Consider the following 22,348-nt stretch of genomic DNA (forward strand, 5'->3'; position numbering starts at 1 on the left):
CATGGCCAAGCGCATCGACGTCAGCGGACTCAGCGCCTTCTACGGCGGCTTCCGCGCCATCGACGACATCTCGATGACCGTAGAACCCCGCACCGTGACGGCCTTCATCGGCCCGTCGGGATGCGGCAAGTCGACCTTCCTGCGCACCCTCAACCGGATGCACGAGGTGACCCCCGGCGGCCGCGTCGAGGGCAAGGTCCTGCTGGACGACGAGAACCTGTACGGCTCCGAAGTCGACCCCGTCTCCGTGCGCCGCACGGTCGGCATGGTCTTCCAGCGGCCGAACCCGTTCCCGACCATGTCGATCTACGACAACGTGGCGGCAGGACTCAGGCTCAACGGCAGGCGCCGCAAGCAGGAACTCGACGAGGTCGTCGAGAAGTCCCTGACCGGCGCCAACCTGTGGAACGAGGTCAAGGACCGCCTGAACAAGCCGGGCGCCGGGCTGTCCGGCGGCCAGCAGCAGCGGCTGTGCATCGCCAGGGCCATCGCCGTGGAACCCGACGTGCTGCTGATGGACGAGCCCTGCTCGGCGCTCGACCCGATCTCCACGCTCGCGATCGAGGACCTGATCGGCGGCCTCAAGGACCGCTTCACGATCGTGATCGTCACGCACAACATGCAGCAGGCGGCGCGCGTCTCGGACCGCACCGCGTTCTTCAACCTCGCGGCGGTCGGGCAGCCGGGCAAGCTGATCGAGATCGACGAGACCGAGCGCATCTTCTCCAACCCGTCCGTGCAGGCCACGGAGGACTACATCTCCGGCCGCTTCGGCTGACGGGCGGCCTTGGCCCACCGAGCCTCCCGCGGTGCTGCATGGCGGTGTCACCGCGGGACAGGGCCCGCCCTCCCCGGAGGGCGGGCCCTTCTTGCCATCGGGCCCTGCCGTCAGGTCAGGATCTCGACGTACCCGTCGCCGCCGTGCACGCGGATCCGCTGCCCGTCCCTGATCAGCCCGGTGGCACCCGCCACGCCCACGACGGCCGGTAGACCGTACTCCCTGGCGATCACCGCGCCGTGCGTCATCAGGCCGCCCACCTCCGTCACCAGGCCCGCGATCCCGACGAACAGCGGCGACCAGCTCGGGTCCGTGTGCGCGGTGACCAGGATGTCGCCCGCCGCCAGGTCCGCCCGCGCCATGTCGAGGACGACGCGCGCCCTGCCCTCGACCGTCCCCGCGGAGACCGGCAACCCGGCCAGCGCACCGGCCGGCACGTCGTCGCGCCGGTACGAACCGGAGATGGCCTCGCCCTCCGACGTGAGCACCCGGGGCGGTGTGAGCGCCTGGTACGAGCGGAACACGTCCTTGCGCCGCCGGACCAGCCGTTCGTCGACGCGCCGCGTGCGCACGGCGTCGTGGAACTCCTGGAACGTGAGGTAGTACACGTCCTGCGGCTCACGGACCACGCCCGCCCGCGCGAGGCGCCCGGCCTCCGCGAGCAGCGCACGCTTGTAGACGAGGTAGCGGCTGACGACGTCGTACTTCGGGTACTCCCGGTACCCGATGAACGTACGGACCCGGTCGATCATCCGCTTGGCCTCGGCCGCCTTCGCGTCGCCGTCCGGCAGTGCGCGCAGCCGCGCCAGCACGTCCCGCTCCTTGCGCGCGGCCTCCTGACGGCCGTGCTCGAATCGGCGAGCGGCGGCGCCCGGCTCGAAGTTGCGCACGTTGTCGAGGATCACGGGCACGAGCGTGGCGGGGCGCTCGCGCCAGCGCGGCCTCGTGATGTCGATCTCGCCGACGCAGCGCATGCCGTACCGGTCGAGGTAGGCCTCGATGGCGTCCCGGGCCGCGGCGCCGCCCTCGATCTTCGCCAGCCCGTCCGGGAGGCCGCCGTCCCCGGCGCCCTCGGCGTCCCCGGCGCTCTCGGCGTCCCGGAGGAACGCGACCACCCGCGGGTACGGGCGGATCACGTCGGCGACATCGAGCAGCGCGAGACCCATCTCCGACGTGACGTTGCCGGGCGCGGACAGCGTGAGCGCGTCGACGGCGTTCCTCTCGCCCAGCCACTCACCCAGCTTGTCTCCCAGCCACCACGTGGCCTCCATCCCCGCCATGATCACCTGGATGGACAGCGGATCGGCGAGCACCCGCTTGTGCTCCGCGAAGGCCTCCCGCAGGAAGTCGAACAGCGCGGGCCCTGTCTTCGCCGCGATGTCGCGTTCCAGCGCGCCGAGTGAGGCCCGGCTGCGCTCGATCAGCCCGGCGACGATCGCCGGATCGGTCTCGACCGGTGCGGGGGCGGCGCCGCCGGCGGGCGGCCGCGCGTGGCCCGCGTCCTGCGGCGGCGGGAGGAAGCCGTCGCGGCCGAGTACGGTCTCCAGCGCGTCCCTCGTCAGCGGGTCGCCCCTGCCCACGAGGTCGACGAAGGCGGCGCGGCTCGCGGGCGAGGCCAGGCGCCCGGTGGCGTCGACGAACAGCCTGCCGCCCGCCTCGACCATGGGCGCCATGGCCGTCAGCCGCCACATGGAAAGACCCAGGGGCCTCATGGCGTCGGTCATCATCTGCTGGTGGCCGACGGAGAGGTAGACGTGGTTGTCGTCGTCGGCGGCCTCGGGGACGGGGAAGAGCGTCGTGATCGGCCGGCTCTGGACGATCCGGAAGCCGTCGTCGACCAGGCACCACTCGATGTCCTGCGGGCATCCGAAGTGCGCCTCGATCCGCCGCCCGAGTCGCACGAGCGCCACGGCCTGCGCGTCCGTCAGCGCGGGCTCCTCCCGCCGCCGCGGGTCGACCGCCACCTCCCGCGTGCCGCCGCCCGGCAGGGCGTGGACGGCGCGGTCCTTGGCGGCGATCGTCCTGGCGACGACCTCGCCGCGGCGGACCGTGAAGACGTCCGGGTTCACCAGCCCGGAGACGAGCGCCTCGCCGAGGCCGGGGCCGGCGTCCACAGTTGCGGTCCTCCGGTTGCCGGTGACGGGGTCGGCCGTGAACAGGACACCGGCCGCCCGCGGGAAGACCATCCGCTGGACGACCACCGCCATGTGCACCGCGCGGTGGTCGATCGAGTTGCGCCGGCGGTAGGCCACCGCGCGCTCGGTGAACAGCGAGGCCCAGCACCGGCTGATGTGCCTGAGCACCTCGGCCGCACCGACGACGTTGAGGTACGTGTCCTGCTGGCCGGCGAAGGAGGCCGTCGGCAGGTCCTCGGCCGTCGCGCTGGACCGTACGGCGAAGGCGGCCTCCGCGCCGTGGCGGCGGAGGAACCCGGCGAGTTCCTCCGCGACATCGCCCGGGACGGGGGTCTCCTCGATGGCCCGGCGGATCTCCGCGCTGAGCGCACCGACCGCCGGGCGGTCGTCCGGGTCCAGGCCCGACAGCCGGTCGAGCCGGTCCCCGACCGACGGCGCCGCGTCCGCCATGACGCGCCGGAACGCGTCCGTCGTGACGCAGAAGCCACCCGGCACGCGGACGCCCTCGATCCGGGTCAGCGCACCCAGGTTCGCGCCCTTGCCGCCGACGACGGCGACCTGGGTCTCGTCGACGTCCTGAAGATCCCGCACGTACACACGCACGTATGCCCCGTTTCCGCTGGTTGTGGCCATGGCCGACGATTTTGCGCCACGATGGGGGCCTTGTGGCAAGCCCCCCTGTGCGCTATACGTTGAGAGTGGCAAGGAGAGGATCTCGTCCTCCTTGCCTTTCTTATTGCCTTTGCGCTCGCCGTGGCGGGCGAGACCTTCACCTACCCGCGCGACCCCGATCAGGAGCAGGGGCGCGAGTGGTGGCTGCCGGCGCCGCCCGACCGCGCGGTCGTCGGGACGGCGAAGATGAACCGCAACCAGGCGGGCAACGGGTCGCACGTCGCCAGTGCGAGCTACATGGTCGACCCGGCGCACGCCGGGCGCGGGATCGGGCGCGCACTGTGCGCGTACTCGCTGGAGTGGGCGCGCGACGCGGGGTTCCGCGCGATGCAGTTCAACGCGGTCGTGGAGACCAACACGCACGCGGTGCGGCTGTACCGGTCACTCGGCTTCACGGTGGTGGGCACGGTGCCCGAGGCGTTCCGGCATCCGGCGGAGGGCTACGTCGGGCTGCACGTCATGCACCGCCCGCTGGTCTGACGGGCAGCGGCGCCGAACACGGCGCGGCTCAGCCGAAGATCGCCCTGACGATCCAGTAGACGATCGCCGCCACGGCCCCCGCCGCCGGCATCGTGATGAACCAGCCGATCACGATGTTCCTGCCGACCCCCCACCGCACGGCGTTCACGCGCTTCGTCGCGCCCACACCCATGATCGCCGACGTGATCACGTGCGTCGTCGACACCGGTGCCTGGAAGACGTACGACGTCGTGTAGAGGATCGACGCGCCCGTGAGCTCCGCCGCGAACCCCTGCGGCGGGTCCAGCTCGATGATCTTGCGGCCCAGCGTGCGCATGATCCGCCAGCCGCCCGCGTACGTGCCGAGCGACAGCATCAGCGCGCAGACGATCTTCACCCACACCGGGATGTTGCTCGTCGAGCTCTCGTCGCCCGCGATGACCAGCGCGAGCACGACCACGCCCATCGTCTTCTGCGCGTCCTGCAGTCCGTGCCCGAGCGCCATGCCGGCCGCCGACACCGTCTGAGCGATCCGGAATCCGCGCTTCGTCTTGTGCGGGTTGGACTTCCTGAACAGCCACAGGATCGCCAGCATCACGAGGTAGCCGACGATCAGGCCCACGACGGGCGAAAGGATCATCGGGATGACGACCTTGTCGATCACTCCCGACCAGAGGACCTCGCTGCCACCCGCGAGCGCGGCACCCACCAGGCCGCCGAACAGCGCGTGCGACGACGAGGACGGCAGCCCGAGCCGCCAGGTCACGACGTTCCAGACGACCGCCCCCGCGAGCGCGGCGAAGAGGATGCCCATCCCCTGGTCGCCGTGCGGGGTCTCGATCAGCCCCTTGCTGACGGTCTCGGCGACGCCCTGCCCGAGGAACGCGCCGGCCATGTTCATCACGGCCGCCATGGCGAGCGCCGCACGCGGCGTGAGGGCGCGGGTCGACACGGAGGTCGCGATCGCGTTCGCGGAGTCGTGGAAACCGTTGGTGTACGTGAAACCGAGCGCGACACCGATGGTCACGATCAGCGCGAGGGTGTCCACGGCAGTCAGGACTCCTTGACCGCGATGGTCTCCACCGTGTTCGCGACGTGCTCGAACGCGTCGGCCGCCTCTTCGAGTACGTCCACGATCTGCTTGAGCTTGAGCACGTCCATGGCGTCGTACTTGCCGTTGAACAGGTGCGCGAGCAGCTTGCGGTGGATCTGGTCGGCCTGGTTCTCCAGCCGGTTGATCTCGATCCAGTACTCGGTGAGGTTGTTCATCGTGCGCAGGTGGGGCATCGCCTCCGCGGTCAGATCCGCGGCCCTGCTCAGGACCTCGATCTGCTCCTCCACGCCGCGCGGCAGCTTCTCGATGTTGTAGAGGACGACGAGATCGACGGCCTCTTCCATGAAGTCCATGATGTCGTCGAGCGAGGACGCCAGGGTGTAGATGTCCTCGCGGTCGAACGGCGTGATGAACGAGGAGTTCAACTGGTGGAAGATCGCGTGGGTCGCGTCGTCACCCGCGTGCTCCGCGGCCCTCATCCGTTCGGCGATCTCGGCTCTCGCGGATGCGTCCGCACCGAGGAGTTCCATCAGGAGTTTGGAGCCCGAGACGATGTTGTCCGCGGACGCGGCGAACATGTCGTAGAAGCTCGTCTCCCTGGGGGTAAGACGAAAACGCACCTGGAGTCCTCGGGGTCCCTGGAATTTCGGTCAGGCTGATGCTAGATGAATGGGGTCCCAGTGTCGCTCATCGTGCGGGACCGCCCTGAAGGACCCCCTGACCCAACCTCCCCGTAGAGGTATCATATACCCGCAGGGGGTATAACCGCCCAAACGGACAGCAACGGGACCATGACGGAGGACGCCATGACGACCACGGACGCGGCCGGCGCGACCGGCGAAGCGCCCTCCCAGGCGCCGCCCGGCCCGCACGGCGAGCACCAGGTGTACGGCTACCACAAGAGCAAGGACGAGCACCTCAAGCGGCTGCGCAGGATCGAAGGCCAGGTCAGGGGCCTGCAGCGCATGGTCGGCGAGGACGTCTACTGCATCGACATACTCACCCAGGTGTCCGCGTCCACGAAGGCGCTCCAGGCTTTCGCGCTCCAGCTCCTGGAGGAGCACCTGCGCCACTGCGTGGCGGACGCGGCTGTCAAGGGCGGCGCGGAGATCGACGAGAAGGTCGAGGAGGCCAAGCAGGCCATCGCACGCCTGCTGCGCACCTGACCGGGGACGTCCCGGGACGAGCCGTCCCGGGCGGGTCATCCCAGGACGGGTCATCCCCGGACGTGAGATATCCGACGCGCGTGCGTCGCCCGCCCGTCAGGCGCCCCGGCGGCGGTCCCGCCTGAGGCGCGCGGCACGGTCGGCCTCCACCTTCAGCACCTCGTCGATGCGGTCCGGGCTGAGCCGGTCCCCGTCCGCGTCGGACGCCGCGATCATCAACTCGCCGCACAGCTCGATCTCGACCAGGGCCACGTGGTCGTGAACGGTCGGCGTACGCAACGGAGCCACGTGCATCACCTCTCCCGGTCGGTGCCGGCTTCCTAGCGTAGGGAGGTTAATACGCACCGCGCATGGCACTTCCGGACCATTTAACGCTCTATTCTCATCCCTCGACCCGCCCCGAGTAGATGTCGGCACGCGGCGGCAGCCTCACCGGCACCGGTGTGCCGAAGTCGTACAGCAGGGTCGTCGAGGACACCGTCACGGCGCCACCCTTGTTGACGTAGCGGAAGCTCTGGCGCACCTTGCGCAGCCGCCCCGCGTCGTCCAGGTAGGCGTCGAACGGGACGGTCCGCGTGGCGAAGCCGTGCACGGCCGCCTTCAGCGCGCCCCGCGCGTACGGCGCCGCCCGCTCTCCCGCGGCGGAGAGGTCGGCGATGCCCCTGTAGTGCCGCACCTCGGTGCCCGCCAGGTCCTCCTCGCCCTCGTACGACACCTTCGTGGCCGTGCGCAGCAGCTCGGCGGCGGCGAGCGGATCGGTGGCGCCGCCGGTGACGAGGTTGCCGTCGTCCAGCGACGCGGCCTCGATCCGCACCCACTTGCCGGCCGGCACGCCCGCGCCACGGTTCTTCATGTAGAGCAGGGACGGCGACAGCAGCTCGGTGATCGGCCGGTGCTCGGACGCGCCGGCCGGGTCCTTCGGCAGCGTGACGGTGAGGCTGCCGATCCGGTCGCGGAAGTCGTAGCGCCCCTCGCCGCGGATCGTGACGCGCGTGCCGCCCGAGGCCATCTCCATCGACGTGGCGATCCTGGCGCCGCCCGCGGCCGCCAGGGCGTCCGCCGCGCCACGCACCGCGGACGTCCCGCCGCCCGGGCGGCCGTCGGCCGCGGCCCCGCTCGTCACCGCACAGCCGCAGGCCGCCGCCACGATCCCGGCCACACCCGCCGCCGCGGCGGCGAACACCATGCCACGCCGGTGCCGACGCTCCCGCTCGCGCTCCACCATGCCCTGCCAACCCCCAGCGCCGACCCGCCGATTGCCGAGACCCCCTGACGCTCCGGTTAACGACGCCGCGCCTGCCACGGTCACGCGGCCGCCGTCCCGGGTCGTGGCCCGGCGGCCGCGGGTACCGTGGACGGCGTGCGCGACGACGAACCCCGCGAGGGCGCCCACCCCCACCGTCACCTGACGTCCACCGCCGAACGCGGCTCCTTCTGCTCCGCGCGCTGCACCTGCGGCTGGCGCGGCCCCGCGCGCAGGTCCCGCGACCTCGCCCGCACCGACGCCCGCACGCACGAGGCGCCGCCGCCACCTTGCTGACGGGCGCGCGCGCCGCCCCCGGGGGCAGACCCCAGGGGGCACTCTCCCGCGCCCGGGGCCGCACTCGTACCGTCTCGTAGTGACGAAGGACGCACCCCACGCCCCGTCCTTCGCGGGAGGGGTCTTCGACATGTTCCGCGACACCAGCCGCACAGGCGGCACAGGCGGGCGCCGGCCCGCGCGCCGTGCGGTGCTCGCCGGCGCCGCCGCGCTCGCCGCGACGGCCGCCGCGTCCTCGCTCGCCGGATGCGACAGCGGCGACGGCACAGGCGCCCAGCGGCCCGGCAGCGGCGCCGGCTCCCGCGGCCCCGGCGCTTCGAGCGGCGCCGCGAGGTCCACCCCGTCGCCCGGCGCTCCGAGTTGGAGCGCGCTCGGCAAGGGGCTCGAAGGCGACCTCGTACGCCCGGACGACGCCGACTATCCGACGGCCCGGCAGCTCTACAACACCCGGTTCGACGGCCTGAAGCCGGCGGCCGTCGCGTACGTGGCGGGCGAGGCGGACGTCAAGGAGTGCCTGGCCTTCGCGCGGACCCACTCCACCCCCGTGTCCGTGCGCAGCGGCGGCCACTCGTACGCGGGCTGGTCGAGCGGCGACGGCCGCCTCGTCATCGACGTGTCACGGCTCGACTCCCTCGACCGCACCTCGTCCGAGGCGAGCGTCGGCGCCGGTGCCCGGCTCGCCGGCATCTACCGCGGCCTCGCCGAGCACGGCCGCACGATCCCCGGCGGGTCCTGCCCCACCGTCGCGATCTCCGGGCTCACGCTCGGCGGCGGACACGGCGTCACCTCGCGCGCCTACGGGCTCGCGTGCGACAGCCTCGTCTCCGCCACGCTCGTCACCGCCGACGGCAGGACCCTGACCGCCGGCGCCCACCGCGACAGCGACCTGTTCTGGGCGCTGCGCGGCGCGGGCAACGGCAACTTCGGCGTCGTCACCGAACTGCGCTTCCGCACCCACCCGGCGCCCGACGGCGTCGTGGCGTACATGAGCTGGCCGTGGGCCAAGGCCGGGCGGCTGCTCGCCTCCTGGCAGGAGTGGGGCCCTTCCCAGCCCGACGAGATCTGGTCGGCGCTGCACCTCGACGCGGGCCCGGGCGGCGTCGCGCCGACGGCGTCCGTCTCCGTCTTCTCCCTCGGCACCGAATCGGACCTGCACAACGCCGTCGACCGGCTCGCGGACCAGGCGGGCGGCCCGGGCCCGGCGAGCTCCGTGTCCCTGCGCACGCGCTCCTTCGAGGACGCCATGGAGGTGTACGGCGGATGTTCGGGGCTGACGGCCGATCAGTGCAGGCTCCCGGGCACCACGCCCGGCCGTTCGCCGCAGGGCGCGCTGCACCGCGAGACGTACGCGGCGGCCTCCGACTTCTACGACAGGTCGCTGTCCGCGGCGGGACGCCAGGCGCTGCTCGGCGCGGCCGAGGCGTTCACCCGGCTGCCGGCGGCGCGGGGCGGCGGCGGGTCCATAGACCTGACGGCGCTCGGCGGCGCGGTGAACAGGGTGGCCACCGGCGCGACCGCGTTCGTGCACCGCGGCTCGCGGATGCTCGCGCAGTACGTCGCGTCGTGGCAGCCGAACGACGCGGGCAGCGCGCACCGGGCATGGCTGCGCTCGACGCAGGCGGGAATGCGCAGGTACGCGTCGGGCTCGGCGTACCAGAACTACGTGGACCCGACGCTGAAGGACTGGCGCACCGCGTACTACGGCGGGGCCGCGGGCCGGCTCGCCGACCTGAAGAAGAAGTACGACCCCGACCGCCTCTTCGACTTCCCGCAGGCCCTGTGAGGCGCGGGTCCCCCGTACGGCCCCGCCCCGACCTGCCGTTCCCCCGTACGGCCCACCGGCGTTGCCGGTAGCGGCCGCTGCGGGTGGCCTGGATGCATGCCCGAGCCCCCGCACCCGCCCGCACGCCGCACGCCGACCCTGGTCGCGGCCGTGGCCGCCGCCCTGCTGCTCGTCCTGCCGGCCGCGGGCCCGGCCGCGGCCGTCACGAAGCCGACGCAGCCGCGCAGGCTGACCCTGATCAGCACGGCGAACGGGGCGGCGCTCGCCGACGCGAAGGGCAACCCGCTCTACCTGCGGGAGGACGACGCACCCGGCGTGCCCGGCTGCACCGGCCGCTGCGTGAAGCTGTTCCCCGCGGCGGTCGGCTCGCCGTCGAAGGGGCACGGCGTCGCGGGAAAGGTCACCAGGACCAGGACCCACGCGCGCGGCAGCCGGCTGCCGCAGGTCCTGTACGACAACCACCCGCTGTACTACTACGCGAAGGACCACCCGAAGCGGCCCGCGGGGCAGAACGTGCCAGGACTCGGCTTCCGCCTGGTGGCGCCGGACGGCACCGCGCTGCCGACGGGCGAGATCTCGGTGGCGACGTCCCGCCCGCGCCCGCATGCCCCGGCGGCCACCCACCGGGCCACCCACCGGGCCACCCACAAGGCCACGCACAAGGCCGCCAACAAGGCCACGCACCGGGCGACGCGCGGTAGGCCCCACCATGCGTCACACCCGCCGGCGCATCACGCGACGCGCACGCCGCACCGCAAGGCGCCGGCCCACCGGCCGCCCGCGACGCCGGTCACGAGCCACCGCCCGCACACGTCCCGGCCGCAGCCGCACACGACGGGACCGGCCGGAACGGTCCCGGCTGCCCCCGCATCCGCCCGGGCGACGGCGGCGGCCCCGGCGCGGAGCACCCCGGCGCGGAACACCACGGCGTCGCCCACCGCCGTGGGTGCCCTCCAGGCCACCCCGTCGGGCGCGGTGGACGGGGGCGCCCCGCACCCGGCGGCCGTGGCCGCCGCCGACCGGGCACGGGCGGACGACGCCGCGGTCGTCGCGCTCGCCGTCGGCGGCGCGGCGGCCGTCGCGGCCGGTGCGCTGATGCTCGTCCGCGGGCAGCGGCGCGACGCGTCGGGCGGCGACCACTGACCGGCAGGGGCGCGCGGCCGCGCCGGGGAAGCCCGGGCAAGCGCCTGGACCACGTGGGGCCGCGCCGGGCCGACAGGGCGCCGAGGGCGCTGCTCGCCCTGGCCGCACTCTGCGCGGCAGCCGCCGTCGTACTCCAGCTCTTCCCCCACCTGACCGCGTCGTCCGCGTCCACAGCACAGCCTCCGCACTCCACGGCGGCTCCGCGCCCGATGCCGGTCAGTGACGCGCACAGTGCGCCCGTACGCCTGTACGCGCCGGCCATCGGCCTGTCGGCCGAGGTGCTGCCGCTGTCGCTCGACGGCGCGGGCGCCATCGAGGTACCCGGGTTCGCCGACGCGGCGAAGGCCGGCTGGTACGCGCTGGGGCCGCGCCCCGGGCAGCCGGGGCCCGCCGTCTTCGTGGGCCACCGCGACGCGCCCGACAACGTGTACCGGCACGGCAAACGCATCGGCGGCACGCACATCAAGAACGGCGCGTTCGCGAAGATCGGCAGGCTGCACCCGGGCGACCGGGTCGAGGTGGAACGCGGCGACGGGTCACGCGTCGCGTTCCGGGTGACGCGGATCGACACGTACCGCACGGACAGGTTCCCGACGGCGCGCGTCTACGCGCCGTCGCGGCGGCCGGAGCTGCGGCTGATCACCTGCGGCGGGCTGATCGCCCCCGACGGCCACTGGGACGCGAACGTCGTGGTGACCGCGGTGGCCGCCCGCTGACGTCAGGCCGCGAGGTTGGTGTCGTCGGGCCGCGGCCCGCCCATGCCCAGCTCGCGCGTCCCGGCGGCGGTGCCCGCGGCGTGGGGCGCCGCACCGTCCTCGCCGCCCGCGCTCGCGCGGCGCGAGCGCACCAGACGGCCGAAGCGCGAGGAGGCGGCGACCGCCGACACCAGCGGCGTCAGCAGCGCCGTCGCGATCGGGTTCAGCAGCAGGGCGACGGCGGTACCGAGCGCGAAGCCGCCGATGACGTCCGTCGGGTAGTGGACGCCCAGGTAGACGCGTGTGAAGCCCTCGAGCACGGCGAGCGCGATCGCGGCCAGGCCGAACTTCCTGTGCACGACGAAGAGCCCGACGCCGACGGCCATCGCCACGGTGGCGTGGCCGCTGACGAAGGCGTAGCCGTGCTGGCCGTGTGCGAGGACCTCGATGCCCTTGTGGTCGAGGAACGGCCGCGGCCGCTGCACGAAGCTGCGCACGGGGATGTTGACGAGCAGCGCGGCGCCCGCCGCCAGCGGCGCCCAGATCAGCCCGGCGACGCCGCCGACCGCGTCATCCGCCGCATGGCGCCGGCGCACGGCCAGCCAGCAGCCGAGCACGACGAGGACCAGCGCGATGAGGACGCCGTACGCGCCGACGAACTCCACCACGCGGTCGAACCACGACGGCGTTCCCTTGGCCAGCCCGTTGACGTCGTAGAGCAGGCCGACGTCGGGGTTCGAACCGTCGAGTGCCAGTCCAGCCATCTGCCTCGGCCCCTTGCCTGTCGCCCGGCCCTGACTCCCGGCCGTGTGCCCTGTCGGACCCGGAGTGCGGCACGTGACATGTGACACATGACAGGCGCTCAGCCACAACGGGTAGTCCGTCCAGGAAACGGCCTGGGGGCGGCCGGCGTTCCGCTATCCACGGAACGAGCACCAGGACGTTATCGAAGAGTGACCCATCACCCCAGCTCAGGGCCCTGGCTTGACGGAGAGTGAGGACCGCGCGGGGGTTCACGCGGAAGCGGGCAGATCGGTGGGCAGCGAGGCCGCGCCGTCCTGGGTGACCCTGGTCGCCCCGAAGTAGTCGGGCGAGTCCACGTTGTCGATCCGGACGTCCGCCCCGGTGTGCGGGGCGTCGATCATCTTGCCGCCACCCACGTAGATGCCGACGTGGTGGATGGCCCGCGAGTTGCTCAGGTCGGTCGAGAAGAAGACGAGGTCCCCGGGGCGCAGCTCGCTCCGCGACGGGTGCGGCCCCGCGTTGTACTGGTCGTTCGCGACGCGCGGCAGCTCGACCCCCACCGCGCGGTAGGCGGCCTGGGTCAGCCCGGAGCAGTCGAACCTGCCGCCCTGCGCGGCCGTGCCGTTACCGCCCCACAGGTAGGGCGTGCCGAGCTTGCTCTGCGCGAAGTTGATCGCCCCCGCCGCCTGAGCGGTCGGCGCCACCCTGCCGACGGGCTTCGAGAAGCTCTTGGCGAGCGTGGTGATGGACTTGACGTAGTTCCGCGTCTCCTTGTACGGCGGCACACCGCGGCTGTGGAGGACGGCGTACGTGCCGGCGTTGTACGCCGCGAGCATGTTGGCGGTCTGATCGCCCGGCACGCTCCGCACGTACTTGGCGAGTTCGCAGTCGTAGGCGGCGGCCGAGGCGATCGCATCGGCGGGGTCGAAGATGTCGCGCTTCCCGTCGCCGTCCCCGTCGACGGCGTGGGCGGCCCAGGTGGACGGCAGGAACTGCCCCATCCCGTAGGCGTTGGCCGCGCTCCTCGCGCGCGGGTTCCACCCGCTCTCCTGGTAGAGCTGCGCGGCGAGCAGGGGCGCGCTGATGGCGGAACAGGTATGGCCGAAACGCTGCACGAGGGACGTGTACTGCGCCGGCACGGCCCCGGCGGCGAGCCCGACGGCGGCCCCCGCGGCACCACCCGCGAGCCCCGAGGCGGCCACGAACGTCCCCACCAGCAGCAACCCGACGAACCCGGCCCCGCAACCCCCGACCGCGCCGCCGACCAACCAAGCCTTGCGCACAGTCAGACCCCCCTCTCCAGCGGCACGGAGCAAGTGTAGGCGGGCTGACGCACACTCAGCCGGTGGCGCGGAGAAGGACGACCGGAAGTAGCCGCGCACATGGCCCGCGCACGGCGGGGGCCCGGGGAGCGGCGAGGGCGCACGGGGCGTACACGGCACCCGTCACGACGGCCGCCGGGGGCCGGCCCGCGCCCGCCGTGCGGCCTGCCGCCGGATTCTGCGTCGAGGTGTACCAACGACAGTCATTGCCCAAAGTCACGCACCGTGATACACAGAGTAACCGACCGTGTCGCCACGCGACCGCTGCACACCAGGTCAGGGCATCAAGATCGGTCATATGTGCGGTGATCGGGTAAAGAGAGCCGCCAAGCGGCGTACGGGACCGGTTCCATCAGCGATGATTGGACCTGACCCGTGCCGTGCGGCACGGGCAGCGAAAGACCAAACAGGGGCGGTGAGTTACATGTACCTGGCGGCCAACAAGGGCGACATCAACACCATCATCGGTGGCATCGCCCCCAACTGGGGTCCTTTCTCGAGCCTGGGCAGCGAGGCCAAGGTGATGATCGAGGTGGTGATGGCGGTGGCCATCCTCCTCTGCCTCGGCATCGCGATCTGGGGCGCCGCCAAACAGCGGATCGGCGCGACGGCACTGCGCGACACCTTCAGCGCGGAACAGGGCAAGGGCCTCATCGTCGCCGGACTGACCGGGGTGTTCATCATCGGCTCGCTCGGCACCCTCTTCACGATCGTGTACGGCATGGCGGTCTGACGACGCGCGGGCCGGCGGCCGCCCGCCCCTCCACCCGACCCGCCGCGCCCACCGGCTGAGGATGCGCCACTTCGATGTCCCGCCCACTGCTGAACCCCAAGAACCCGAACCCGAACCCGGCCACACCCTCGCTCTCGCCCTCGCCCTCGCACCCGGCGGCGAGACACCGCAGGGCGACGGCGGTACGCCTGACGCCGAGTCACCGCGACGCGCACCGGGCCGGTCCGGCCGGGCTACCGTCATACGTGGGCGTACGCGTCAACGCGCACGGTGAAGGGGACGGGCAATGAGCTTCGGCGACGACCACGACTACGGCGGCGATCCCGGCCAGACCCGCACCCGCCTGCCGGAAAGCGGCGGCGACGCCCACGGCGGCCGTCGGCCCATGCGCACATCACGCTCCCTCGTGACCGTGGTCGGCGTGGTCGTCCTCCTCGTCGCGGCGATCGCCTTCGCGAACCGCGGCGGCGGAGGCAACGGCCCCGCGTCCAGCGGCAAGGGGTCAGGGGGCTCCGCCGCGGGCGCGGCGGCCGACCCCACGGCCCCGACCGGCACCAAGCCGGTCACCGGCACGTCAGGGCCTGACGGCGCGATCCCGTCGGGCTTCGCCGACACCCAGCAGGGCGCGGCAAGCGCCGCGGCGAACTACGCCGTCGCGCTCGGCTCCGTCGGCATGTTCCACACGCAGCAGCGCCACGCCATCGTCGACACGATCTACACCCCGGCCGCCGCGGCCAAACTGCAGCCCAGCCTCGACACGGCCTACTCCACCGACTTCCTCGCCCAACTGGGCCTGGACGCCTCCGGCAACGCCCCGCACGGCTCCACCTTCATCTCCCGCACGATCCCGGTGGGCACCAAGGTCGACAGCTACAGCACCGGCGCCGCCAAGATCTCGGTCTGGTACACGGGCCTCATCGGCATGGCGGGCACCACCTCGAAGAACCCGGTCGCCACGACCTGGAAGACGGCCACCTTCCAGCTCCAGTGGGCCGGCAAGGACTGGAAGATCGTCTCCGACACGGAGAAGAGCGGCCCCGCCCCGGTCCCCGGCGACGACGCGGCCTCCACAGCCGAGCAGATCACCAAGGCCGTCAAGCAGTTTGGAGGCTTCACCTATGCCAGGTAGCTCCCGCACGCCGGGCGACCAGAGCCTCCCCTGTGCGGTTTCTCCCAGCACTCATGCCCCATCCGAAGGACCGCTCACCGAAGTCCGCGACAGCACGTCTGCCGCGCGCACTCCGAAAGCGCCGCGCGCGCACGGCACGGCAAAGCGCCCACGCGCACCCCACGCCGCTCCGAGAGCCGGTGCCGTGCGCCGCCGTGCCCGTTCACTCGCCCTCACCCTGGCGGGCGTGCAGGCGACCGTCTTCCTTCTCGCCGCACGCGCGACCGCCGACCCACCGGGCAACTGCGACCTGCTGAAAGGACTCGTCAAGGAGCAGTGCAAGAAGGGCGATACCGGACCGGGAAGCGGCACCGGCGGCATCCCCACCCCCGACTCCCTCGACCCCCTCTCCTCCCTCGGACGCGGCTGCGCCGAAGCCGCCGCGTGGACCATCGGGAAGTTGTCGAGCGCCGTCAAGGAGACCGCGAACGTCGACTTCACGAACGCGTCGTTCCTACGCCAGTACGCCGTCGTCTTCGCCGCCTCCACCATCCTCACGCTCATCCTGTGGCTGCTCGCCGTCGCCAAGCGCGCCGTCCGCGGCGTCCCCCTTACCACCGCGATCTCCGAGGCCGTCGGCTTCCTCTGGCTGACCGTCCTCGCCTCCGCCTTCACCCCGCTGATCCTCTACACCGTCGTCTCCGCCGTGGACAGCGTCACCGACGTCATCGCCAAGACCACCGGCGGACAGACCGACGTCTTCTTCGGCGGGTTCTCCGACGCCCTCAAGAAGGGCAACGACATCGGCGGCGGCCCCATCATGCTGATCGTCGTCTCCCTCGTCTCCATCCTCGCCGCCGGCGTCCTCTGGCTCGAACTCGTCATCAGAGCCGCTCTGCTCTACGTCGGCGCCCTCCTCGGCACCGTCGTCTACGCGGGGCTCGTCGACAAGAACATGTGGGGCCACGTCCGCCGCTGGGCGGGCATCATGATCGCCGTGATCATGGTGAAACCCGTGATCGTCGTCGTGCTGAGCCTCGCCGGCGCCCTCTCGGGCGACAAGGGCCCCGACGCGTTCTCCGCCGTCGTCTCCGGCCTCGCCATCATCCTGCTCGCGATCTTCGCCTCCGCCATGATCTACCGCTTCGTACCCGGCTTCGGCGACGAGATCGCCACCTCACGCGCGGGCCGCAAGCAGGCCACCGACGGGTCCCAGGCCGCCGCCGTGCTCTCCTCGCCGGCCAACCTCGTCGCGCAGGGCATCAAGACCCACTCCACCCGCGCCCCCCAGCGCGGAGGCAGCGGCGGCAGCGCCGACGGCGGCGGGGGCGGCGCCGCCCGCCCCGCCAACCCGGTGAGCGGCGGCGTCAGCGCCCACGGATCCCGCGCCCCCCAGACCGGGGGCGGGGCAGGCGGCGGACATGTCCCCTCCGCCGCACCCCCGCCCCGCAGCCCGAGCCCGGCAGGCCCGGGCCCGACCACCGGCACACCCCACGGCTCCCGCCGCACCGGCGGCGGCCAGGGCGGCCCAGGCAACGACAGCAGGAGGTAGAGGGCGTTGACGACCCAGTCCCACCCCATCGCGCCCCGCCGCACGTATCTCATCGGCCGCGCCCGGCCGAACGCGATCGTCGGCAAGAACCGCGAGACCGGCGAGATCGCCCTGATCATCGCCGGCGCCTTCCTCGGCATGATGAGCGGCCTCATCGTGCCCGTGCTGTCCCTGCGGATCGTCTTCCTCATGGGCTTCCCCATGCTGGCGCTCGCCGCCGTCTACGTGCCGTACAAGCACCGCACGTTCTACAAGTGGTTCGAGATCAACCGCAGCTACAAGCGCGTCCTGCGGCGCGGCACCACCTACCGCTCCGCCGCCATGGAGGCCGGCACCTCCGCCGACGGACGCGAGGTCGAGATCGGCCCGCCCCCCGGCATCGGCCACATCAACTGGCTCGCCGCCCCCTTCGGCCCCGACGAGATCGCCGTGCTCCTGCACGCCGACCGCCGCACCGTCACCGCCGCCATCGAGATCGAGGGCCCCGGCGTCGGCCTGCGCGACAGCGAGGACCAGGAAGCACTCGTCGACCGCTTCGGCACCCTCCTCAAGCACGTCGCCAACGGCGACGGCTTCGTCACCCGCCTGCAGATGCTCGCCCGCACCCTCCCCGCCGACCCGGACGCCCACGCCAAGGACGTCTCGCAGCGCGGCGACGACACCGCCCCACGCTGGCTCCAGGACTCCTACGACCAGCTCCAGTCCATGGTCTCCACCTCCAGCGAGCAGCACCGCGCCTACCTCGTCGCCTGCATGCACTTCAACCGCGAACTGGCCGCCGAGGCCCAGGCCATGGCACGCGCCGCCCGGCACGCCGGCGGCACCGGCGGCAAGCTCGACCACGACGCGGGCCTCGCCGTCGTCATGGCACGCGAGCTCACCGACATCTGCGCACGCCTCGCCGAGGCCGACATCCGGGTGCGCCAGCCCCTCGGCCAGGCCCGCCTCGCGTCCCTCGTGCACTCCATGTACGACCCCGACCACCCCATCGACCACATCCAGGCCATGACGAAACGAAACGCCTGGCCGGCCGAGCTCGACGCCGTCGAACCCACCTACCTCAAGGCCAAGACCCGCGAGTCCACCACCCGCGCCCCCTGGTGCCACTCCACGGCCTGGGTCAAGGAGTGGCCGATGACGCCCGTCGGCGTCAACTTCCTCGCCCCGCTGCTCGTCCACACCCCGGACGTGATCCGCACGGTCGCCGTCACGATGGACCTGGAGCCCACCGAGATCGCCATCGAGCGCATGCTCACCGAGAAGGTGAACGACGAGGCCGAGGCCAGCCGCGCCGCCAAGATGAACCGCACGGTCGACCCGCGCGACATCGCCGCACACGGCAGGCTGGACCAACGGGGTGAAGATCTCGCCAGCGGCGCCGCAGGCGTCAACCTCGTCGGGTACATCACCGTGTCGTCACGCTCACCCGAGGCCCTCGCCCGCGACAAGCGCACCATCAGGGCGTCCGCCGGAAAGTCCTACCTCAAGCTGGAGTGGTGCGACCGCGAGCACCACAGGGCCTTCGTCAACACCCTGCCGTTCGCCACCGGCATCCGCCGATGACACACCGCCGATGACGGAACGCCGATGACGCACCGCCGAGCCGCAAGCCGAGCCGAAAGGGGTCCGCGATGAAAGACCCGCTGTCCGCCGTCACGGACGCGTTCACCAGCTTCCTGTTCGGAGCCGTGGAGACCACGCGGCTGCCCGTGCGCACCTCGACGGGCCAGGCACAGGCCGTCTACCTGCCCACCGCCGCCCCAGGGCTCGGCGACAGCGGAGTGATCATCGGCCGCGAGGTCTACAGCGGCAAGGGCTACATCTACGACCCCTTCCGCCTCTACGGACAGCAACTTCCCGCCCCGCACTGGCTGGTACTCGGCGAGTCGGGCAACGGCAAGTCCGCGCTGGAGAAGACGTACGTCCTGCGCCAGCTGCGCTTCCGCGACCGCCAGGTCGTCGTGCTCGACGCCCAGGGCGAGGACGGCGCGGGCGAGTGGAACCTCATCGCGCAAGAGCTGGGGATAACCCCCATCCGCCTCGACGCCATGGCCGCCCTCGACGACGGCATCCGCCTCAACCCCCTCGACCCTGCCATCACCACCACAGGCCAGCTCGCCCTGCTGCGCACCATCATCGAGGTCGCCATGGGCCACGGCCTCGACGAGCGCTCCGGCTTCGCGCTCAAGGTCGCCCACGCCTACGTCAACGAGACGATCACGGAGCGCCAGCCCGTCCTGACGGACATCGTCGACCAGCTGCGCCACCCGGAGCCCGAGTCCGCCGAGGCGATGAACGTCGACATAGACGACGTACGCGCCTGGGGCCTCGACGTCGCGCTCGTCCTCGACCGCCTCGTCGACGGCGACCTGCGCGGCATGTTCGACGGACCCACAACCGTCGGCATCGACCTCGACGCCCCGCTCATCGTCTTCGACCTCTCCCACATCGACCGCAACTCGATCGCCATGCCGATCCTCATGGCCATCGTCGGCGTCTGGCTGGAACACACCTGGATCCGCCCCGACCGCAAGAAGCGGATCTTCCTCGTCGAAGAGGCCTGGCACATCATCAACAGCCCCTTCGTGGCGCAGCTGTTCCAGCGGCTGCTCAAGTTCGGCCGCCGCCTCGGCCTCTCGTTCGTCGCCGTCGTCCACCACCTCTCCGACGTCGTGGACGGCGCGGCCGCGAAGGAGGCGGCCGCGATCCTCAAGATGGCCTCCACCAGGACCATCTACGCGCAGAAGGCGGACGAGGCCCGCGCCACGGGCCGCGTGCTCGGCCTGCCACGATGGGCCGTGGAGATCATCCCCACGCTCTCCCCCGGCATCGCCGTCTGGGACGTCAACGGCAACGTGCAGGTCGTCAAGCACCTGGTCACCGAGGCCGAACGGCCCCTCGTCTTCACCGACCGCGCCATGACCGAGGGATCCGAGCGCGCCGGACTCCCCGGCGTCGGCGCGCAGCCGCTGCCCGAGGAACTGCCCGAGGACATCAGGGCCGCCGAGTGGGAGACCGAGCAGCGAGCCGCCTACCTGGAGCACCAGCGGCGAATCAACGAGTCCTCCGAGTCCGAGTCGACGGTGGCGTGACGCCGATGGCCCGCGACGACACCCGCAGGTACGGCCAGGCCGGCGGCAGCGGAGAGGCACGCGGCGGCCGGCAGGGCGGCGTGCCCGACGGGCTGCTGCTCGGGCTGATCGCGTTCATCCTGGGCCTCACGGTCCTGGTCTGGACGGCGACGGGGCTCGGCGGCCTCTTCACCCACGGCGGCTGGCCCGACGGCGTCGACTTCACCCGCACCCCGTCCGCCATGCGCGCCCTGGTGACCCACCCGCACGACCTGCACGGCGCCTGGCCGGCCACGCCTCCGGGCCAGCTGTCCGGATACGGCCTCTTCTGGGGCCTGCTGATCAGCCAGCTGATGGTCCTCACCGTGCTCACGGTGTTCGTGCTCGGCGTCGTGACGCGCTACCGCGCGGTGCGGGCGAGCCGCCGCGACCGGGCGAGGCGGGAACACGAGCGCGCGTACGACGACGCGTACGAGCGTGACCGCGCCCGCGACCACGAGCGCGGTGGCGGGCCGGACCACGAGCACCCCCACGCCCCGCCGCGTCCCCCGGCGCCGGCGCCGGCAGCGCGGGACGTCCTCCCGGCGGTGCCGCCCCTCGAACAGGACCAGGCCCAGACCCATGGCCCGACGGAGCAGCCGCCGCCTGCGGCGCCCGGTACGGCTGCCGTGGGCCGGTCCCCCGCGGTCCCCGCCGTCCCCCTCCCTGCGCAGCGCGCGCCCCAGCAGGTCCACTACGGCGACGTCGACGCGCGCAGGCCGACGGCCGCGGCCGCCATCAGGGACGCCGAGGGCCCCGCCCTCGTGGTCACCTCGGACCCGAGGCTCTGGTCCGAGACCAAGGACGCGCGCGCCAAACTGGGGCCCGTACTCGTCTACGACCCGGGCCACCTCTGCGACACCCCGGCCCGGCTGCACTGGGCGCCCACCACGGGGTGCGAGGACCCCGCCATCGCGGCGGACAGGGCCATCGGGCTCCTGGCCCCGGTACGTCCCCACGCGGCGCTGGACGCGGCGATGGCGGACACCGCGGAAACACTCCTGCGCTGCTGGCTGCACGCCGCGGCCGTGGACGGACGCCCCTTCCGCCAGGTCCACCGCTGGGCACAGGGCAACGGCGCGCAGGAGGCCGTACGCATCCTGCGCACCCACCCCAAGGCCGCGTCCGGCCACGGGGGCCTCCTGGAGAGCGCCCTGACCGCGCACGCCGAGCGCCGGGAGGTCGCGCAGCAGCTGACGGCGCGTGCGCTGGAGGCGCTCTCGTCGATCCACATCAGGGACGCCTGCACGTACAGCAGAACTGACGCCGTCTCACTGGAGTCGTTCGCGGCGGAAGGGGGGACACTGTACGTGGTGGGTGAACCCATCGAGGATCCCCGCTCACGCCCCGGCGCGATGCCGCTCCTGACGGCTCTCGCCTCGCACGTGGTCGAGCACGGCCGCCGCATGGCCGCACGGTCACCTGACGGTCGGCTCGACCCACCAATGTCCCTCGTCCTCGACGACGTGGCCGCGGTCGCCCCGCTGCCGATGCTGCCCGAGCTGCTGGCCACGGGCCGCGCGCAGGGGCTGCCACCGCTGGCGCTGCTGCGCTCAAGGGAACAGGGCCGCGCCCGCTGGCCGCGCCACGGGTTCGTGGAAGCCCCCTGAGCCTGAGTCCGAGCCTGAGTCTGAGTCTGAGTCTGAGTCGGAGCCGGGCTCAGGGCCGGCTGACGGCCATCTCCACTTCCTTGGCCGAAGGGTCGGTCGCGAAGGGCACGAGCAGCCCGGTCGGCGCGAACCCGGCCTTGCGATAGGCCGCTTGCGCGCGGGGGTTCCGCTCGTGCACATAGAGCCGTACACGCTCCAGGGGCGGCCCGTCGAGTGACCAGGCCCAGTCCAGTGCGGCGGCCATCAGCCGCCCCAGGAGGCCGGCACCGCGCTGATCGGCACGCACGAAGACGCCGACGACGTGCCCCTGCCGCTGCTGGATGACGGTCTCCATGAAGTCGATGCTGCCGGCTTCCTCGACGAGGAGGGTCACGGTGCCCGACCAACTTCCGTCGGGCGCCTCGGCGATGAACTGCCGCGCCGCGCCGGGGCGTCCGGCGGCACGCTGCATCCAGAAGGAATCGGGCTCCTTCAGGGAACGCTCGTAGGTGTCGAGGAAGGCGATGGGAGCCGCCGGGTCCCGCAGGGCGAGCAGGCGCAGCTCCTTCACCTTCTCCCATTCCTCGGCGCGCACGGCGCGGATCACGTGGTCCATGGTGGCGATGCTCCCCGCGGGACCGGCAGCCCCGCAAGTCAAAAACCACGGCGGGAAATGCGAAAAGGCCCGCACCAGATGGTGCGGGCCTCCCCGGTCCTGCAACGTATTGTTCGGCGGCGTCCTACTCTCCCACAGGGTCCCCCCTG

The 22,348-nt window shown here is 72.4% G+C and carries 20 protein-coding genes and 1 pseudogene; 13 read left to right on the forward strand and 8 right to left on the reverse strand.

Annotation, left to right across the window (positions count from 1 at the left end; translation table 11 throughout):
- The first annotated feature begins 1 nt into the window (after nucleotide 1).
- Nucleotides 2-778, forward strand: a complete 777-nt coding sequence (pstB, locus tag IH48_RS0121340; protein ID WP_030906893.1) for a phosphate ABC transporter ATP-binding protein PstB — start codon at nucleotides 2-4, stop codon at nucleotides 776-778.
- A 110-nt stretch (nucleotides 779-888) separates the two neighbouring features.
- On the opposite strand, the gene rph is transcribed toward pstB, so the two are convergent.
- Nucleotides 889-3,546 (reverse strand): rifamycin-inactivating phosphotransferase, encoded by a 2,658-nt coding sequence (gene rph / locus IH48_RS0121345; RefSeq protein ID WP_051840300.1) that lies wholly within the window; start codon nucleotides 3,544-3,546, stop codon nucleotides 889-891.
- Between the two features lie 120 nt (nucleotides 3,547-3,666).
- Here rph and IH48_RS0121350 point away from each other — a divergent pair, with 120 nt between their 5' ends.
- Nucleotides 3,667-4,065 (forward strand): GNAT family N-acetyltransferase, encoded by a 399-nt coding sequence (locus IH48_RS0121350; protein ID WP_234434334.1) that lies wholly within the window; start codon nucleotides 3,667-3,669, stop codon nucleotides 4,063-4,065.
- Nucleotides 4,066-4,093: 28 nt separating this feature from the next.
- Here IH48_RS0121350 and IH48_RS0121355 read toward each other — a convergent pair whose 3' ends face one another.
- Nucleotides 4,094-5,092 carry an inorganic phosphate transporter gene (locus tag IH48_RS0121355; RefSeq protein WP_030906902.1) on the reverse strand — a complete coding sequence of 333 codons (999 nt, stop codon included), beginning with the start codon at nucleotides 5,090-5,092 and terminating at the stop codon, nucleotides 4,094-4,096.
- A 5-nt stretch (nucleotides 5,093-5,097) separates the two neighbouring features.
- Nucleotides 5,098-5,718 carry a DUF47 domain-containing protein gene (locus IH48_RS0121360; protein WP_030906905.1) on the reverse strand — a complete coding sequence of 207 codons (621 nt, stop codon included), beginning with the start codon at nucleotides 5,716-5,718 and terminating at the stop codon, nucleotides 5,098-5,100.
- Between the two features lie 186 nt (nucleotides 5,719-5,904).
- On the opposite strand from IH48_RS0121360, the gene IH48_RS0121365 reads away from it, so the two are divergent.
- Entirely contained in the window at nucleotides 5,905-6,264 is a 360-nt protein-coding gene (locus tag IH48_RS0121365; protein WP_030906908.1) for a metal-sensitive transcriptional regulator, read from the forward strand.
- A gap of 96 nt (nucleotides 6,265-6,360) precedes the next feature.
- On the opposite strand, the gene IH48_RS0121370 is transcribed toward IH48_RS0121365, so the two are convergent.
- A complete protein-coding gene (locus IH48_RS0121370; protein ID WP_037842770.1) occupies nucleotides 6,361-6,558 on the reverse strand; it encodes a hypothetical protein in 198 nt (65 codons plus the stop codon).
- 88 nt (nucleotides 6,559-6,646) lie between these two features.
- Complete coding sequence (locus IH48_RS0121375; RefSeq protein WP_030906913.1) at nucleotides 6,647-7,489, reverse strand: hypothetical protein; 843 nt, start codon at nucleotides 7,487-7,489, stop codon at nucleotides 6,647-6,649.
- 135 nt (nucleotides 7,490-7,624) lie between these two features.
- On the opposite strand from IH48_RS0121375, the gene IH48_RS0121380 reads away from it, so the two are divergent.
- The 4 genes from IH48_RS0121380 (at nucleotide 7,625) to IH48_RS0121395 (ending at nucleotide 11,446) form a co-directional block, all read left to right on the forward strand.
- Nucleotides 7,625-7,804 (forward strand): hypothetical protein, encoded by a 180-nt coding sequence (locus IH48_RS0121380; RefSeq protein WP_037842878.1) that lies wholly within the window; start codon nucleotides 7,625-7,627, stop codon nucleotides 7,802-7,804.
- A gap of 130 nt (nucleotides 7,805-7,934) precedes the next feature.
- A complete protein-coding gene (locus IH48_RS0121385) occupies nucleotides 7,935-9,587 on the forward strand; it encodes an FAD-binding oxidoreductase (protein WP_051840324.1) in 1,653 nt (550 codons plus the stop codon).
- A 96-nt stretch (nucleotides 9,588-9,683) separates the two neighbouring features.
- Entirely contained in the window at nucleotides 9,684-10,730 is a 1,047-nt protein-coding gene (locus IH48_RS0121390; protein ID WP_030906922.1) for a hypothetical protein, read from the forward strand.
- 53 nt (nucleotides 10,731-10,783) lie between these two features.
- Nucleotides 10,784-11,446: a sortase domain-bontaining protein gene (locus IH48_RS0121395; RefSeq protein ID WP_051840306.1), complete on the forward strand. Its 663-nt coding sequence runs from the start codon at nucleotides 10,784-10,786 to the stop codon at nucleotides 11,444-11,446.
- A gap of 2 nt (nucleotides 11,447-11,448) precedes the next feature.
- Here IH48_RS0121395 and IH48_RS0121400 read toward each other — a convergent pair whose 3' ends face one another.
- Nucleotides 11,449-12,189, reverse strand: a complete 741-nt coding sequence (locus tag IH48_RS0121400; protein WP_030906928.1) for a phosphatase PAP2 family protein — start codon at nucleotides 12,187-12,189, stop codon at nucleotides 11,449-11,451.
- A 249-nt stretch (nucleotides 12,190-12,438) separates the two neighbouring features.
- Nucleotides 12,439-13,452, reverse strand: coding sequence for an NlpC/P60 family protein (locus IH48_RS0121405; RefSeq protein ID WP_030906931.1), 1,014 nt, complete (start codon nucleotides 13,450-13,452; stop codon nucleotides 12,439-12,441).
- A 463-nt stretch (nucleotides 13,453-13,915) separates the two neighbouring features.
- Between IH48_RS0121405 and IH48_RS0121410 the strand changes: the two genes are divergently transcribed.
- The 6 genes and pseudogenes from IH48_RS0121410 (at nucleotide 13,916) to IH48_RS0121435 (ending at nucleotide 21,604) form a co-directional block, all read left to right on the forward strand.
- Nucleotides 13,916-14,224: a hypothetical protein gene (locus IH48_RS0121410; protein ID WP_030906933.1), complete on the forward strand. Its 309-nt coding sequence runs from the start codon at nucleotides 13,916-13,918 to the stop codon at nucleotides 14,222-14,224.
- Nucleotides 14,225-14,510: 286 nt separating this feature from the next.
- The gene (locus tag IH48_RS0121415; protein ID WP_030906936.1) at nucleotides 14,511-15,353 is read left to right on the forward strand and encodes a hypothetical protein; all 843 of its coding nucleotides are present in this window, start codon (nucleotides 14,511-14,513) and stop codon (nucleotides 15,351-15,353) included.
- Nucleotides 15,354-15,579: 226 nt separating this feature from the next.
- Nucleotides 15,580-16,894 (forward strand): annotated as a pseudogene (locus IH48_RS33540) (hypothetical protein).
- Nucleotides 16,891-18,447, forward strand: a complete 1,557-nt coding sequence (locus IH48_RS0121425) for an SCO6880 family protein (RefSeq protein ID WP_030906938.1) — start codon at nucleotides 16,891-16,893, stop codon at nucleotides 18,445-18,447. Before IH48_RS33540 ends, IH48_RS0121425 begins: the two are co-directional and overlap by 4 nt.
- 68 nt (nucleotides 18,448-18,515) lie before the next feature.
- Entirely contained in the window at nucleotides 18,516-19,976 is a 1,461-nt protein-coding gene (locus IH48_RS0121430; RefSeq protein WP_030906941.1) for an ATP-binding protein, read from the forward strand.
- A gap of 5 nt (nucleotides 19,977-19,981) precedes the next feature.
- Nucleotides 19,982-21,604, forward strand: a complete 1,623-nt coding sequence (locus IH48_RS0121435) for a type IV secretory system conjugative DNA transfer family protein (RefSeq protein ID WP_030906942.1) — start codon at nucleotides 19,982-19,984, stop codon at nucleotides 21,602-21,604.
- A gap of 49 nt (nucleotides 21,605-21,653) precedes the next feature.
- On the opposite strand, the gene IH48_RS0121440 is transcribed toward IH48_RS0121435, so the two are convergent.
- A partial coding sequence (locus tag IH48_RS0121440) for a GNAT family N-acetyltransferase (RefSeq protein WP_324604322.1) occupies nucleotides 21,654-22,348 on the reverse strand: 695 nt, incomplete at its 5' end.

The organism is Streptomyces sp. NRRL F-5126 (assembly GCF_000721265.1).
Taxonomy (GTDB): domain Bacteria; phylum Actinomycetota; class Actinomycetes; order Streptomycetales; family Streptomycetaceae; genus Streptomyces.

Bases quoted from the DNA above. Each gene is read 5' to 3' on its own strand.
- pstB (WP_030906893.1), top strand. From the start codon at position 2: ATGGCCAAGCGCATCGACGTCAGCGGACTCAGCGCCTTCTACGGCGGC.
- rph (WP_051840300.1), bottom strand. From the start codon at position 3,546: ATGGCCACAACCAGCGGAAACGGGGCATACGTGCGTGTGTACGTGCGG.
- IH48_RS0121365 (WP_030906908.1), top strand. From the start codon at position 5,905: ATGACGACCACGGACGCGGCCGGCGCGACCGGCGAAGCGCCCTCCCAG.
- IH48_RS0121370 (WP_037842770.1), bottom strand. From the start codon at position 6,558: ATGCACGTGGCTCCGTTGCGTACGCCGACCGTTCACGACCACGTGGCC.
- IH48_RS0121375 (WP_030906913.1), bottom strand. From the start codon at position 7,489: ATGGTGGAGCGCGAGCGGGAGCGTCGGCACCGGCGTGGCATGGTGTTC.
- IH48_RS0121385 (WP_051840324.1), top strand. From the start codon at position 7,935: ATGTTCCGCGACACCAGCCGCACAGGCGGCACAGGCGGGCGCCGGCCC.
- IH48_RS0121390 (WP_030906922.1), top strand. From the start codon at position 9,684: ATGCCCGAGCCCCCGCACCCGCCCGCACGCCGCACGCCGACCCTGGTC.
- IH48_RS0121400 (WP_030906928.1), bottom strand. From the start codon at position 12,189: ATGGCTGGACTGGCACTCGACGGTTCGAACCCCGACGTCGGCCTGCTC.
- IH48_RS0121410 (WP_030906933.1), top strand. From the start codon at position 13,916: ATGTACCTGGCGGCCAACAAGGGCGACATCAACACCATCATCGGTGGC.
- IH48_RS0121415 (WP_030906936.1), top strand. From the start codon at position 14,511: ATGAGCTTCGGCGACGACCACGACTACGGCGGCGATCCCGGCCAGACC.
- IH48_RS0121430 (WP_030906941.1), top strand. From the start codon at position 18,516: ATGAAAGACCCGCTGTCCGCCGTCACGGACGCGTTCACCAGCTTCCTG.
- IH48_RS0121435 (WP_030906942.1), top strand. From the start codon at position 19,982: ATGGCCCGCGACGACACCCGCAGGTACGGCCAGGCCGGCGGCAGCGGA.